The following is a 15,605-nucleotide window of genomic DNA, read 5'->3' as shown; positions in this document are numbered from 1 at the left end:
GGCTACTTTTTAAATTTTGAAATTTCATCCGCAAGCAAGGCTATGTCAGCGTCGCTGGTGTTTGCGAGAAGCCCTTTCATCAGCGAATTCTCGACCTTGCCCGCCTTATAGTCTTGCAGCTTTTTGATGAGCTGTTCTTTATCCATGCCGGCGATATTTGGCGCCATCACGCCCCTACCGTCAGCCCCGTGACAAGGCGCACACGAGGTCAGATATAGCTTGCTGGTTCCCTCTGCGGCTTTGTTTTGAACGCTTCCCGCGAGCTCTTTTATCTTTTGTAGCTCCTCGCTGGAGGCGAAATTTTCGATAGTCGTGCTTTGAGCTTGGTTTGAAACCTGCGTGGCATTGTTTTGAGAAGCGCTTTGCGCTTTTGCTTCGCCGCCTTTTTTACTTGGTGTCTGAAACATCAGCATCATCACCATCAGCGCACAGACGCCTATGGCGATCAATATAGTTACGATCTTTCCTATATTCATTTTTTACTCCTAAACTGCGCGTTAAAGTCGCTTATATCTTTCGCAAGGGCTCTGACCTCGCTCTCGTCCATAGAATTTACCAGATCTCGCATAAGTACGTTGGCTTTTTCTTTATTTTTATAAGCGATTATCATATCGTAAATTTCATCGCCGCTTTTATTTAGTAGCGATGGGCCGATGATGCCGTTTGCGTAATCATCGTGGCAAGAGGAGCATTTGACGATAAAATCCTTACTGAGCCTGCCGCGCACGAGCTTTGCGTTTATGCTCTCAAGCGGGCTTTTCACCATCGCTAAAGCACCGATCTGCCTGCTTACGTTATTGTCCTCAAGGCCAAATTTCACCTTTTTTTCTCCGTCAATATCGTAATGAACGAAGTCAGATCGGCTTGGCTGGGCGCTAGCGCTTGATCTTTCGACCTTTATGACGCCGGCAGTCTGCGCAGACGCCGAGGCGGTCTGGTTTTTATCGTCTTTGCCTTTATCGTTACAGCCACTAAAAAGAAGCATAAAGGCAAAAATATAAAAAATATATCTCATCATCTCTCCTTAGTAAATTTCATCATAGGTTTTATTTGGCGCTATTTTTATGACCTGTGGCGGACAGACCTCAGCGCAAACGCCGCATCCGACGCAGTCTTGCTTGATGAGAGGCAAATTTCCTTGCATGATTATAGCGCTCTCTCCGACCGGACACAAGCTCGCACAAAGATCGCAGATAGAGCCTATTTTGGCCTTTATGCTATCCTTTACCGCCTGCTCCCTGTCGTTATAAATTTTCCTATCCAGTAAATTTTTAACTCCGCTCTCATCGACGCTCTCACCCTTAAAAGCCAAACAGGCGTTGGCGTCCACCAAGATCGCCACGCCCATTTTCACATCGCCGATGACCTTCGTATCGTGGCTTAATGCACCGCTAGGACAGGCCAATACGCAAGGGAAGAGATCGCACAGATAGCAGCCTCTTTTGTTCGCGTCTATGTAAGACGTGCCGTTTGAGTAGCCCTGTGCGATGTCTAGCAGATCGATGCTGTGGTAGGGGCACACCTGCACGCACTGGCCGCATTTTATGCAAAGCGACTCGAAATTTTTAACAGCTCCGGGCGGCCTTAGATAAAGCTCATCAGCTCTCGTCTTTGGTAGGGCGATACCTACGCCATATCCGCAGGCTATCGCTGCAGCACCGGCAATGATGAAATTTCGCCTATCCACGCTAGCCCCTAGCCAAATTTTGCTCGTTTACAGGCTTCATACGCGGCTTATCATCTTGTAGTAGCTTCACTGGCTCTGAAAACGGCGCTAGTTTGGCGAGGAAATTTAGCACGCTGAATATGCTAGAGCCGTAAAAAAACTGCAAATTCGGATGATACTGCCACAACTGATCGGCATATATAAAGTGCAAAAACGGCGTATCGCCAAAGCCGTCTTTGTCGATGTCAAAGCTCTCGTATTCGTCAAAATAGTTGCCTCGCCACTGGTTTAGATACATCTTTGAGCCGGGTGTATCGTTTGAGGCGATTTGCATATTGCCGATGAAGTCGTTGTCCTTAAAGACGCTTGGCTCTTGGGTGGCGTGAAACTGTATGCCGATGGTGTTGTGTAAAATTTGGTTGTTTTCAAAGACGTTTGGCATATTTGGCTGAAACGGAGAGGCGTCTAAAAGCAGTCCGCGCGCGTTGTAGATGAGAGTGTTGTTTTTTATAGTAAAGGCCGAACTGTCCTTTAGCCCGATGCCGATGCCAAAAGCGCCGTCTGAATTTATGACCAAGTTATTTTGAACGAGCGAGCCTTGCGAATACATAAAAAACATACCTACCGCGTTGCCCTCAAAGGTGTTAAATTCCACCAAATTTTTGTTTGCATACATGAAGTGTATCGAGTAGCGACCGCGCACGCCGTGGTTTTTCCTAAAGGTGTTTAGACTCGCATACCACGCGACCATATCGCGGCTATCGTGGACATAGTTAGACTCGATCAAGTTTTCATGACTATACCAAAGCCTGATCGCATCGCCTCTAAGAGGCATCGCGACGGCCTTTGAGGTGATGTTATTCTCTACGATCTTAGAGGCGTTGCACTGCTTGAGCTCAACGCCAAAAAGCACGTCCGTAAGCTCGTTTGCTTTGATAGTCACGTTATTTGCCCCGTCGCAGCTTATACCGGCGTCAAGATCGCTCAGACTATCTCCGCTGCCTCTTATCTTTAAATTTTCCAGTCTCACGTCAGAGGCGATGATCTTTATCACGCTCGATCTGCCCTCGCCCTTTATCACGACGCTTTTATCCTCACCGATGATGCTTAGAGGCTTATTTATGACGATATTCCCCTCGTAAATTCCGCTGCCAAGCTTTATCGTGTCGCCAGCTTGGGCGTTGTCGATCGCTTCTTGTAAGGCATTTGCCACAGCAAATTTGAGCACGAGCGACACAAGGAGTAAAATTTTCATAAATTCAGCCTTTCAGCTCTTTTTTCTTTGAAAACATCGCAAGCAGGCAAAGCGCGCTCATGATTATCATGACCCAAAAACCGATAGCCGGGTAAGAGTGCGTCGTAAAATGCGCGACGCTACCGTCGCCAAGGACCGTCGGCATGAAAGGCTTGATCTTAAACGCGCCCCACTCTTGCATGTTGTGTCCGTACCAGTAGAGCCAGCCCGTAAAAGCACCCATGAAAAGTAGCGGTGCGATGATAGGAGGTATCATCAAAAGGGAGTTGAATTTACCGTCATAATACAAAAATGCCAGCATACAAAGCGTGCAAATAAGCAGATAATAAGGTGCTATAGCTCGCTCGACATTGCCGCCGTATTCCATCGGATACATACCGATGTAGTGGTTTATCGTATTCATCTCATGCACGTCCCCGCTGTATCCGTCTACGTGAAAATAAACAGGGATACCGTCAGGAAAGGCTGCCTTTGGATAGTTTGGCGCTTCAAGCGAGACATACCAGATAGGAAAAGACGGCGTGCCTATCTCGGCCTTTTGCTCGATCATCTTTTCCAGGCTTGATGCCACGTCCTTTGGCAGGAGGTGGTTTTTGTACTGAAAGGACGTATAAACATCGTAAATTTTATATGTCCATGCGGGCAAAGTGTCGCCATTTTCGATCTTTGCCTTCGCTCCGTAAAATCCAAGCACCGGTATAGTAAAGCACACGGTCATGATGACAAGCGCTATAAGGGTGTAAATTTTATACTTGTTCATGATTTCTCCTTTAAATTTTAAAATTTTACTTTTTATGCTTAGTATTTTATGGCTCTGTTATAATAAATCATTGACACTTGCTTCGCAAACCATGTTCGCTCCGCAAGACGCCGAACATATAGTACGATTTACGCGGTCAGCTGCCGCTTCCCTGTAAATCGGCGGCGATAGCGTCGCTTCACAAGGTTTGACTTCGCTCTTGGAAGTTAAAAATCAATGAAATATTGTAACAGAGCCTATTTTATTTGATAAGCATGCCGCGATTTTCGCTGTTGGCCCTGCAGCTTCCTTTGTTTGTAGCGAAGTCTCGCTGCAAACGCATAGCGTAAAGCGTCTTGAAAAGCTGCGAGGCAAAGTCGAACCAGAAAAAATCAGCGAGCGATGTCGCTACCATAAAACGCTCAAAATTTCAAGTCAAATTTCAAAATTTAAAGGGCGGGAATCCCGCCCAAATTTTAAAGACCGGCGTTCTCATCGATCCATTTTAGGTATTCGATGATATGCTTTATCTCCTCGTCGCTCATGTGCTGATTTGGCATCCTTAGGTTAAAGTAATTTATCATCGCTTTAACATAGTCGTCCTCATAAAATTTCGCAGGATCTTTTATGAAATCAGCCACCCATTTCTCGCCGTTCTCGTGTCGTAAAAGCACACCCGTTAGATCAGGGCCAGAGCTTACTTGACCGATGACATGGCAGCCGTTGCATCCGCCTTTTAGATAGGCTTCCTCGCCCTTTGCAGCGCCCGCACTCATAGGAGTCGCGATAGCTTTTGCGAGATTGTTTTTAGCCCTTAGACCCACATCGGCGGTTTTTACCATGTATTGCCATACTTGATACTCCCAAAGGATCGCACCGTTTACGTCGCCTTTTTTATAGGCCTCATCAGCTTTTTTCTTGACTTCGGCTATCTTGCTGTATTGATCCAGTGCGTCCTCGACTTGCTCTTTCACCTTCGGATATTTTTCAAAATGTTTTTCTTTGAGATACGCTACGACCTCTTGTATTACCGCGTCAGTAGCTTTGTTTGTCGCGATGACCTTGTCATACTCGGCTTTTAAAGCCTCAGGGCTTAGAGCTTTTAGCTTGTTGCCTTTTGCGGATTCGTATTTTTTATTCGGATCTTTAACGAGCAAATATCCCATCATCTCAAGGTGAAGCGCAGAGCAAAATTCCGTGCAGTAGTAAGGGAAGATGCCTTCCATATCGGCTACGAAATTCACGCTTGCCGTTTTGCCCGGCTCAAGCGATGCGTGGATATTGTATAGATCTATACCAAAGCCGTGAGTCTCGTCTTGAGCGCGCTCTAAGTTTGTAAGGTGGATAGTAACGTTATCTCCCTTATTTACCTCGATATGCTCAGGGTTGATATGGCTTCTTATCATCGTTGCAAACACGGTCACATTTTTGCCGTTTCGCTCGATCCTCTCTTGACCGGCAAGGGTGACATAAGGGCTTGGCTTGCCTGTTCTTGAGTTTGTTCCCATGTTGTAAGTAAGCGCCGGACTTAGCTTGGAAGCTGCGATAGAGACGACATCGTGAGGCTCTCCAAGAGGTATAGGCATATCGTAGATTAGATCCATCTTAGCACCGCTTATGTCGATGAGCTGGTGATTTTGCGGATGAAGAGGTCCTACCGGATTGAAGCGATCGATAGAAAGCTTATCCAGCGCTATGGCGTATTTGCCTACCGGTTTAGAGGACTTGCCCTCCATAGTGTCAAGGTGTCCGATGTTATAATGCACATTTACCTTATCAAGCACCTTTAAATTTTTATAGTCCCATTTTATGATCTGAGAGTCGACATAAAGCGAAGTATAGACTATGCCGTCTTTAGAGTCAAAAGAGTTGTGCAGTGGTCCAAGGCCTAGTTCTACCTGTCCGTGAAGGGCTTTTTTCATATCGAGGATAGGGATGCCATACGGGTCAGTACCGGCAAAATCCTTTTTATCTATGAGCTCTTTTATCTTTCTAAAGTCATAAACGGAAGCGTGAGTATCGAGTTTTCCGCCGATTATGATGTATCTGCCATCAGGCGTCACGTCTATACCGTGAGGGCTTTTTGACTCAGGTATCAAAAATAGCGCTCCCGCATCGACGGCAGCCTTAATGGTGATGACTCTATGGCCGTTTATCTCCATATAGTTTTTCTTGTCCTTAGCTAGCTTTTCTAAAATTTGCCAGTTATAAACGTGCATGAAGTCGGTATCGTTCCTACTAGCACCCGCCTCAAACGGAGGCAAGCCCTTTTCGATACCGCCTGTATACATCTCGGTATTTATCGAGTTTGTGAAAGCCCAGCCAAAGCTCTCTCCCTTACCAGCGTCGCTTAGATCTTGCCAGTATGGAGGCAGCTCAAGCGAGAAAGAGGCCTTTTCGTCTATCTTGCCCTTTGGATAGTCGAATTTCCAAAACGTGATCGCACCGCGATAAACCGCCTCGTAGTCGTCTATGGAGTGGTAGTTGTTATCAAGCGGAGCTGCGTATTGGCTGGCTTCGATGACGTATTCGCTGTTTGGAGTGATGAAGCTACCGCCGTGCTCGCTTTTCATTATCGGATTTACGACGATCTGAGTGGTCTCGAAATCATGTAAATTTACGACGGCTATACGAGGGTTGGCCTTATCGTTGATGAAAAGATAATCGCCCACGTATTCGCCGTTTTTCTCGGTGAAATTCGGGTGGTGCGTATCGCCCCAGGTTATCTCTTTGCCCCTGATAGCGCCTTGTTTTAGCACTGCCTTCGACTCGTCGTCATAGCCGTATCCTTGCCAAGGCTCAGGCGTGAAAACGCCGATGTATTTGTAAATTCTCATCGACGGAACGCCGTAAACTAGTATCTGGCCTGATTGACCGCCGGATGAAAATACGATGAATTCGTCCTTTCGTCCGCTTGGCTGATAGGTTTTGGCGGCTGCCAGGACGTCTTTCTCGCTGAGTCCGCGCTCTTTCATGACCTGTTCAAGATCACTTGCGCTACACGCCGCGCTAAAAGACAACCCAAGCAGCGCGATACCCGCGATACAAGAGTTTAAAAACTTTTGCATTTGCTCTCCTTTTATTAAAATGTTTTCAGTCTGCTTTTTTGTATTTCACATCGCCGTCAAAAGCGACGCTCAAGATAAAATCTTTATCCGTAAAAATCCCTCTAAGCTCGTCCGTATGAACCTTTTGGACGCTTAAAATTTTAAAATTTCTATCTAGTTTATAAATTTTACCGTCACCTCCGCCAGCGTAAATTTCACTATCCAAACAGGCTAATGCGCAAATTTTAGTTTCGGCCACCTTTGCGCGAAGTCCGCTTTTTAAGCTCACCACCTCACCGTCAAAAAGCCCGAATACCACATCTTGCGAGCCCTTTAAGATACAGGCGCTAGTAGGCACGAAGCCAAGGTCTAAGAGCCTGGTAGCCTCTAAATTTTGAGGATATAGGCTATAAACCGTGCCGTCGTAGCTAGTCGTCACAAGCTCGCTATCCAGCGGGAGTAGGACTGAAATTCTATAAATTTGAGGAAAATTTTTCTTGATGAGCTTTTTGGAGCTCATATCATAAACGATCAGCGTATTTTGCCCGATGAGGGCGTAAATTTTATCGTTTAGGATTTTCATGAGCGAAATTTCGCCCCGAGCCTTAGTGTCGGCTAGAGAAAATATCGATCTTTGCCCCAAAACGGGGTCAAATTTTATCACTTCGCCGCTGCTAAGCCCGACATAAAGGGCCGCTTTGTCATAGGCTAGGCAGGTGATCTTGTCTTTTGAACGGATATTTTTTATGATCTTTTGTGTGTCAATGTTTAAAATTTTAACCAAGCCGTCGTCTAAAAGCGCTACTTGAGCGAGCTTAGCGTCGTAATCACAGCCTTGGACGCGAGCAAAAACAATAGTAAAAAGCAAACTTAAGAAAAGAAAAATTTTCATAACACACGCCCGTTTTCATTACCATTTTTCAAGAACTCTTAAAAAACTATACCCGTTATACTCTTAAATAAATATTAATACATAAACCTCATCAAATGGCGCTTTTAGGCGTTTAGCTATATAAATTTAAATCATTAATAAATTTTTTAAGAATTTTCGTGATAAAAAAATGACAAAATTTAATCGATATTTCAAAGCGAAATTTCGATGCCGATCTTTGGCATAAAATTTAAACTCTTTGACGCGTGATATCAAAATTCACAAAGAGATATTAAGCAAATATAAATTTTTACTATTAATTTTTTATAAAATCGTAAAGCGACCGATGCGTAAAATCATCGTAAAAAAATTATTTTTCTTAAAATTTTATAAATACACCGCACTAGGTAGGATTTGAAATTTAGCCCCCCGCAAAGGGGAGCTAAATTTATTAAGATAAGCTTGCGATATAAGCGTATATCATCATAAAGAGGAAGATCATGCCAGTGATAAGCATCGCAAATCCGGCGATCTTGGCGATAAGCTTATACGAGCCAAAGCTCTCGTTTTTATGATAAAGCTTCTCGAGCATACCGCTTTTTGCAAGGCGTTCATACCATTTGACACGCTCTTGCTTGATCTCTTGCTCTGACAATGTCCCGCTAAAGATGACCATATCCATCGGGAAGCGATCGGCTCTGAAGTGAGTGTTGAAAAAGTGGATCGCAAATATAAATCCGGTCGCCAGTAGCGCCTCGTCCGAGTGCACCAGCGTGCTTAGATTTATCATCCAGCCCGGTAAGAAATTTGCAAACCAGTTAGGAAACCACAACACAAGCCCGCTAAATCCGATGATGAACATACCCCAAAAGACGGCTAGATAGTCAAATTTCTCCCAGTAGGTCCATCTGTCAAACTGCGGCCTCTCGCCCTTGCCGATAAACCACAAGAAATGCGCCTTCATATCGGCAAAGTCCTGCCATCTTGGCATGAGCGAGTCAGCGTCGAATAATCGCTTGAAAAATCCTGAGCCCTTTTTACTTTGAACGATGATGATCTCAAAGATATGGCTAAAGAACACCGCAAACATTATGATGGCCGAGATATGGTGGATCTTTGTCGCCATTATCGGTCCGCCCATCATATCCATCATGCTTTGCGCCCAAGGTGCGTCGTAAAATTTCTGTGGCAAGCCCGAGAATGCAAGCCCCAAGAACGATGCGGCCATAAAGAAGTGCTGGATTATGTGGAATGCACTAAATCTCTTTATCGTCACCACATCGTTGTGAGCCGCCTCTCGCGCCTTTTTCCACTCCAAAGGTCGCTCGAGCCTTGTTTTTATGAGCTTGATAGACCAAAGCAGAGTGTGAAGACCAAAGAACACGAACACCGTTATCACAAGCCCTGTCATAAACACATACGCAGAGTGTAGAAGCGGGAAATTTTCACTATCGGTATGATCTGCGTGTGCGATGAAGCCAGTGAAATTTAGATTTGAGTTCGGGTGACACTCGCCACAGGTTTTTACGCGGTTTTTAGGATTTATCGTAGATTTTGGATTATCAAGGCTCATCACGTTGTGAGTGCCGTGACAGTCAAAACACGCCGCTACCCTTACGGCATCGCCCGGTTTGTTTAGTAAAAGCGCTTTGCCGTGGAAAGTCTGATGATAAAGGCTTTGCTCTTTTTCGTGACAGCTGCCGCAGTTGCTTTCGCTGACTTGCTTTAAATTTTTCGCTACGCCGCTTTTATCGACGATGTGGATACCGTGACAATCGGTGCAGTTTGGCAGCTTCCTGCCATCTTTTAGCTCCTTTGTCACGAGTGGTGAATGCACGCTCTCCTCAAAATCAGCCTTTACGTCTTTGTGACAGCTTTTACAGTTGTCATTTACAAATTCTTTGTCCTTAAAAAGCTCCTCGCGTTCGGCCTTGCTCGCATATAAAATTTTAGGCGAGTCGTGGCAGTCGCGGCAGCTTGGCACGCTAGCGAACCTAAGTCTGCCGTGTACCCCGTCGTGGAAGTTGGTTACCTCTTTGTTTGTGAGTTTGTCTGTCTTTTGCGATGAGACGGTTTTCTTGCCTGCGATCACCCAACCTTCGATGCCGTTTGTCATAAAATATAAATTTTTATAACCCTTTTGTTTTGCGACCAAGGCTACATCGTTTGGCTCTCTTGAAGAGGAATTTAACCCGTATATGACGATGTTGGCGTCTTTGTCTTCAGGTAGCATCGAAGCGGTGTTGTTCGCATCTACGTTCATCGCACCGTCGATATGCCTAAGCTTAAATTCAACCGGCGTATTCGTATCTAAAAAATAGGCGTTTTTAGCTTTTAAATTTTCAGCTTCGTTAAGACTTATAGGCTTGAGCCCGTCTATACCTAAATTTACATCAGCAGGCATCGACGCAAAGGCAGGGCAAATCATCAAAGCAATAAATAAAAACTTGGCAAATTTTAACATAGCCGTTTTCTCCTTTATTGTTTTTAAAAATCGAGGGGACGAACCCCTCTAAATTTTGTGCCTATTTGCTTTTGCCTTCAGCTATCTCTTGGGCATACGTAGTATAAACAAGAGCCTCATCGACTAGCTTTTTAGCATATTTTGGTCCGTGAACACCCCATGAGCCGTCTTTTTTCAAGATGTCTAGATTATCTTGAGCTTGTTTTGCAAGGCTCAAAATTTTAGACTTTTGCTCGGTAGAAAGCTTGTTGTCATCAGCCATCAAGCGATCGATCTTTCTTAAGGCGATCTCAACTTTTGCGTATCCGTCTTTTACAGGCATTTGCCACTGCATCACAGCGTCATAGATCGTAGCTTGATCGGTGTAATGAAGCTCTTTTGGCAGTGTGGATTGGATAGCGCTATGGCATCCGCTCGCGCCCGGTTTTACTAAATTTGGATCCTCAAACGCAGTCCTGCCGCAGCTCCACATCAAATCCACAAAGAAGCGTCCGTCCTCGCGAGCGAGCCTCCAGCCCTTAGTAGTCCTAGGATCGCGCGGCTGTCCTTCAGGAGGGTTGATTGATTTTTTATCCTTATCGACTAAAATTTTCCAGATATGCGAAGTTCTGGTATTGTCGTATCCGGCTTTATCCGGGTCTTGTATGGCGGCGAAATTCTCGCAGCTCATCATAGCCGGCATGTGGCAGCCCGTGCAATTATCCTTCGCGTGAGGTCCGCCGTATTTAAACATATCCGTTTGCTCTTGGTGACAGTCTTGGCATGTTTTCTTAAGACCTGTTAGGGTGTAGTTGTCTCTCCAGTCGTTTTTAGTGATCTCATGCGGATCGTGGCAAGTAGCGCACCTTAGCCCTTTATCATAATGTTTGGAGTTGTAAAGCTGAGAGCCCTCGGTTCCGCAAGCAGGGCAGCTTGATTTAAAGAACGAGTTGAAAGGCTTGCTAGGATTGATCTTTGCATCGTCTTCATGATATGCAAATCTTTGGTGACAGCGCTCGCAGTTACTAGGCATACCAGCGCCTCTTGCTCCGTATAGGTGAGCACCCGCTCCGTGGCACTCTTCGCATGAAATTCCTCTTGCGACGGTGTGTTTTCTAAGCTCTTTGGCGTTTCCCAATGCCGCAAAAAATTCACCTTTGGTTTTAAAGTCGAATTTAAACGAGTGGCAGACCTCGCAGTATGCACTGGCCGGCTGGAAAAGCATCTTGTTTTGATATGTCGAGCCGTAAGAGTTCATACCCCACATATGCGAGCCGTTTCCGCCAAAATCTTTCATTTCGGTAGGGAAATTGGGCGAAATTTCTTTTATCTTTTTAGCGACTTCCGGGGTGATGTTTTTGTCCAGTTCACGGAGAACTGATTTCCGCCGGCTACGATTTTTGAGTTAGGATCGTCAAGTGTGCCGTCTATAACGTGATAAGTGCCGCGAACGAGCCATTTATCGACAAAGCCATATTTCGTCCTTGGTGTTCCGATGATGCCGTAAGTATCATCAGGCCTGATGCCAGTCGTTAGGATCGGCGTTTTAGTACCGTACATGCCTTGTTTTGGATCGCCGTTTACTTCGCTGAGCTCCTCAGGCCATCTTATGGTCTTAGCGTGACGTGAGCGCTCCCACTGAGCGTATTGAGCCGGGTGGCACTCGCCGCATTTTTCAGGGCCTACGAATTTATTAGGAAAGTCCAAAAAAGACTCCATAGATAAGCGGTATGTGATAGAGGTAGGATGTCCAACTTTCTCGGCATATTTTTTACCGCCACCGAAATTTACAAACTCACTTTGACGATCAGAAAGCGAGTATTTTCCGATCAAACGTCCCTCTTTTTCAAATTTGAAAATCGGGTGATTTTTCTTGAGATAGTCCCAAAAGTCCGCATCCCCATGCACTATGTCTTCAAGTGTCCTTGGCTTTACTCCATCGTTTTGAAAAGTTTTTGGAGCATCGTCTGATACATTCTCCATGCTCTCGGTAGCCTGAGCAGATACACAAAAAAACGAAGCACTAAGGGCGAAGATACAGGCGAAAACCCCATCTTTTAGCCAACTGCGTTTCATAAAAACTCCTTGATTTCGTTTTATCTTATAACTAGAGACAAAGTCTCACTAAATTTCCCGACGCAAGACCCTTTGGGCCATTTTATCCTTCAAGCACCTGATTTCCTACCTCCATTTATCATTTATTAATGCTTTTCTAATACGATTTTAATACTTTAAATATAAGCTAATTCTTAATGAGATTTTTTTAGTATTATTTTTTTTAGTAAATTTTAAGAATATAGCGATTTTTATGTGATTTGATTTTTACTTTAGCTTTACATTGATTTAAAATTTATTTCATAAAACGGCTAAAATAAGGGATATTTACAGATATTTTACATTATTTATAAAAATTTTATTATTTTTAATAACTAAATTTAAAATCCTAAAATTTTAAAAAAATATGTGTAAAAATGAAACAAATTTTTTAAGAATTATTGCTTATTGATAAAAATTCTTTATATATATTAAAAAATAAATTTAATTTTTAACTTTATGATGATACAAAATTTTAAGCCTTTTACAACGAAATATAAATTTTTATATTGCAACCGTAGCCAAATATATACGAAGCTTTTCAATTCTTGTGATAATCAGTAGTGATAAAAGATGGCGGATAGAGAGGGATTCGAACCCTCGAAAGCTTTCACTTTACACGCGTTCCAGGCGTGCTCCTTCAACCACTCGGACATCTACCCAAAGAAGCGTATTATAACTTAAAGTGCTTAAAATCAAACAAGAGCGCACAAAATCAATACGAAATTTAATTTTAGGCTGTAAATTTCGCCTTTTTGCTAGATTCACAGCCTAAACCATCACTCTAAACAAACATAAATAGCAAAAATACGCCCAAAATAAGACGATACACGACAAAAGGCGTCATGCTCATCTTTGAAATGATGTGCATAAAGAGCTTGACGCAGATATACGCGCTCACAGCGCTGATCAGGGCTGCAAGCGCCAGATCACTCCATATGTAAGAGATGTCGTGCCTTATGAGCTTGACACTCTCTAGCCCGCCCGCTAGTAAAATGACAGGGATACTCATCAAAAATGAGAAATTCGCGCTTCCTACACGTGAAAAGCCTAAAAATAGCGCCGCACTCATCGTTATGCCAGAGCGCGAGACACCCGGTATCAGCGCTAAAGCCTGCGCCAAACCGATGATGAGTGCTAGCTTTATAGTGACGTCGTATTCACTTTTGGTGCCGACTCTCTTATCGGCTAGATATAAGACTACGCCAAAGATTATCGTAGTGACCGCGATGACGATACCGCTTCTTGTATATTCTTCTATCAGACTATTAAACGCTAGACCAAAGATCCCTGCCGGTATCGTCGCAAAACAAACCGCCCAGACCAGTGTGCTGTCGCCTACTCTTTCGCGCCTTACAATAGAGGCAAAAAAGTCGCGTAAAAGCCCGAAAATACTATCTTTGAAATAAAAAACGATCGCCGTTAGCGTGCCGATATGCACCGCTACATCAAAGGCAAGCCCTTGATCGGGCCAGCCAAGCAGCTTTGGCACGAGTACGAGGTGTGCAGAGCTTGATATCGGTAGGAATTCAGTTATACCTTGCACCAATGAAAGAACTATGATATGAACGATATCCATTAAAGCACACCTTTTGCAAATTCGCTTAGCGCAGTCGGCTCGAAGCCAAAATGGCTAAACAGCTCGGCGGCTTTGCCTGAAGCGCCAAAGCCTTTCATGCCGTAAACATGATCTGCAAATTTAAACCACTCAAGGCCTCTTGAGGCTTCTACGGCGATCACGACGCTGTTTTTATCTAAAATTTTATCCAGATATTCGCATGACTGCTCGCAAAGCAGATCGAAGCAAGGCGCAGAAACTACGTTCGTAGCTATGCCATCGCCGCTTAAAATTTCATGCGCTTTGAGGCAAAGCTCGACCTCGCTGCCGCTTGCGACAAAGGTGATCTTCGCGTTTTCACTCTTTTTTAGCAGATACGCTCCGTTTTTGACCTCGCCAAAGACTCCGCCCTCAAGCGGTGCAAGCCCTTGACGAGAAAGCACGAACGCGCTTGGAGCGTCTAAATTTAGAGCCACCTGCCAGCAAAGGACGTTCTCGTTGCCGTCAGCCGGACGGAAGGTATAGAAATTTGGCATCGCGCGAAACTGGCTTAGCTGCTCGATAGGCTGATGCGTCGGACCGTCTTCGCCCACACCGATGCTATCGTGCGTAAAGATGAAAAAGTGCTTTAGGCTCATGAGAGCGGCCATCCTGGCACTTGGCTTTAGATAATCGCTGAAAATAAAAAACGTCGCCGAGAAAGGCAAAAACAGCCCGTATCTGGCAAACGCGTTATTTATCGCCGCCATCGCATGCTCGCGGATACCAAAGTGTATGTTCTTGCCGCACGGGAAGTCACCCATGCCCTTTAGCTCGGTCTTGTTTGACGGCGCTAGATCTGCGCTACCACCGATGAATCCGGGTAGCGCGCTTGCGATAGCGTTTATTATCTGCCCGTTGCTGTCGCGCGTTGCCAGCTTCTTACCGTCAAATTTAGGATACTCTATCGTGCTTAGATCCGGGTTTAAAAGCCCGTTTAAAATTTCAGCCTTTTCATCATCTAGCGACAAGAGTTGCTTGTTCCACTCGGCCTGTGCGAGATCTCCTCTCTCAAGAGCCCCGCGAAATCTAATAAGCACGTCCTCATCGACATGAAATTTAAGCTCCGGATCAAAGCCTGCCGCACTCTTTGCTGCGCGTATAACCTCTTCGCCAAGCGGCGCACCGTGTGCGTTATGACTGCCTTCAAGCTCGCCTGCGCCTTTTGCGATGCTGGTATTTGCGATGATGAGATAGGGCTTGTCTTTATTTGCCACCTCGCTTAGAGCAAATTCTATCTCGTCGTAATCATGTCCGTTTATGCGTGCGACCTCAAATCCTTGCGCTTCGAACCTGACCTTCACGTCTTCGCTCCAAGCTATGGCCGTATCGCCCTCGATCGTGATGTGGTTTGAGTCATATATCATCACCAGGTTATCAAGGCCCAAGCGCCCGGCCAAGGCACATGCCTCGTAGCTTATGCCCTCCTCTAGGTCTCCGTCTCCGCAAAGGCAGTAAATTTTATGGTTTATTATCTCGTTTTCAGGCGTATTTAGGACGTTCGCAGCGTATTTTGCCGCCATGGCAAAGCCTACTGCGTTCGCCACGCCTTGGCCTAAAGGTCCGGTAGCTATCTCGACGCCCGGAGTGTGAATTTCAGGATGCCCCGGAGTGTTTGAGCCAAGCTGGCGGAAATTTTTAAGATCCTCAAGGCTCACGTCGTAGCCGCTAAGATATAAAAAGCTATAAACGAGGCTACTCGCATGTCCACCGCTAAAAACGAGCCTATCGCGATTTAGCCAGGTAGGATCTTTGGGGTTGTGTTTTAGGTGTTTCGAGAGGACGACCATTATATCGGCTAGTCCCATCGGAGCGCCCGGATGACCGGAATTTGCCGCCTGCACCATATCGGCACATAAAAATCTTATCGTATCGGCTTGTTTTTTCAGCATT

At 45.1% G+C, this 15,605-nt stretch carries 11 protein-coding genes, 1 tRNA gene and 1 pseudogene; all 13 read right to left on the bottom strand.

Annotated elements, in window-relative coordinates; all coding sequences use genetic code 11:
• Positions 1-2: 2 nt before the first annotated feature.
• A complete protein-coding gene (locus HMPREF1139_RS02920; RefSeq protein ID WP_009649483.1) occupies positions 3-476 on the bottom strand; it encodes a c-type cytochrome in 474 nt (157 codons plus the stop codon).
• On the bottom strand, positions 473-1,015 hold the full coding sequence (locus tag HMPREF1139_RS02915) for a c-type cytochrome (RefSeq protein WP_009649790.1): 543 nt from the start codon (positions 1,013-1,015) through the stop codon (positions 473-475). The genes HMPREF1139_RS02920 and HMPREF1139_RS02915 overlap by 4 nt, the downstream gene beginning before the upstream one ends.
• Positions 1,016-1,024: 9 nt before the next feature.
• A complete protein-coding gene (locus HMPREF1139_RS02910; protein WP_009649756.1) occupies positions 1,025-1,687 on the bottom strand; it encodes a 4Fe-4S dicluster domain-containing protein in 663 nt (220 codons plus the stop codon).
• Between the two features lies 1 nt (position 1,688).
• On the bottom strand, positions 1,689-2,921 hold the full coding sequence (locus HMPREF1139_RS02905; protein ID WP_009649637.1) for a nitrous oxide reductase family maturation protein NosD: 1,233 nt from the start codon (positions 2,919-2,921) through the stop codon (positions 1,689-1,691).
• A 4-nt stretch (positions 2,922-2,925) separates the two neighbouring features.
• The gene (locus tag HMPREF1139_RS02900; protein WP_009649540.1) at positions 2,926-3,681 is read right to left on the bottom strand and encodes a hypothetical protein; all 756 of its coding nucleotides are present in this window, start codon (positions 3,679-3,681) and stop codon (positions 2,926-2,928) included.
• 241 nt (positions 3,682-3,922) lie between these two features.
• A complete protein-coding gene (locus HMPREF1139_RS11515) occupies positions 3,923-4,075 on the bottom strand; it encodes a hypothetical protein (protein ID WP_156795010.1) in 153 nt (50 codons plus the stop codon).
• A gap of 61 nt (positions 4,076-4,136) precedes the next feature.
• A complete protein-coding gene (gene nosZ / locus HMPREF1139_RS02895) occupies positions 4,137-6,728 on the bottom strand; it encodes a Sec-dependent nitrous-oxide reductase (protein WP_009649435.1) in 2,592 nt (863 codons plus the stop codon).
• Positions 6,729-6,753: 25 nt separating this feature from the next.
• Positions 6,754-7,599, bottom strand: a complete 846-nt coding sequence (locus tag HMPREF1139_RS02890) for a WD40 repeat domain-containing protein (protein WP_009649604.1) — start codon at positions 7,597-7,599, stop codon at positions 6,754-6,756.
• A gap of 430 nt (positions 7,600-8,029) precedes the next feature.
• Positions 8,030-10,042, bottom strand: a complete 2,013-nt coding sequence (locus HMPREF1139_RS02885) for a rhodanese-like domain-containing protein (RefSeq protein WP_009649431.1) — start codon at positions 10,040-10,042, stop codon at positions 8,030-8,032.
• 61 nt (positions 10,043-10,103) lie between these two features.
• Positions 10,104-12,097: pseudogene (locus HMPREF1139_RS02880) on the bottom strand (multiheme c-type cytochrome).
• A gap of 592 nt (positions 12,098-12,689) precedes the next feature.
• Positions 12,690-12,777: transfer RNA gene (locus HMPREF1139_RS02875), tRNA-Ser, on the bottom strand.
• Between the two features lie 122 nt (positions 12,778-12,899).
• On the bottom strand, positions 12,900-13,694 hold the full coding sequence (locus HMPREF1139_RS02870; protein WP_009649586.1) for an undecaprenyl-diphosphate phosphatase: 795 nt from the start codon (positions 13,692-13,694) through the stop codon (positions 12,900-12,902).
• Positions 13,694-15,604 (bottom strand): transketolase, encoded by a 1,911-nt coding sequence (gene tkt, locus HMPREF1139_RS02865; protein ID WP_009649662.1) that lies wholly within the window; start codon positions 15,602-15,604, stop codon positions 13,694-13,696. The genes HMPREF1139_RS02870 and tkt overlap by 1 nt, the downstream gene beginning before the upstream one ends.
• Between the last annotated feature and the right edge of the window lies 1 nt (position 15,605).

The sequence above is a fragment of the Campylobacter sp. FOBRC14 genome (assembly GCF_000287855.1).
Classification (GTDB): domain Bacteria; phylum Campylobacterota; class Campylobacteria; order Campylobacterales; family Campylobacteraceae; genus Campylobacter_A; species Campylobacter_A curvus.
The sequence above is the reverse complement of the archived record's forward strand: the minus strand, read 5'-3'. Positions and strand labels throughout refer to the sequence as shown.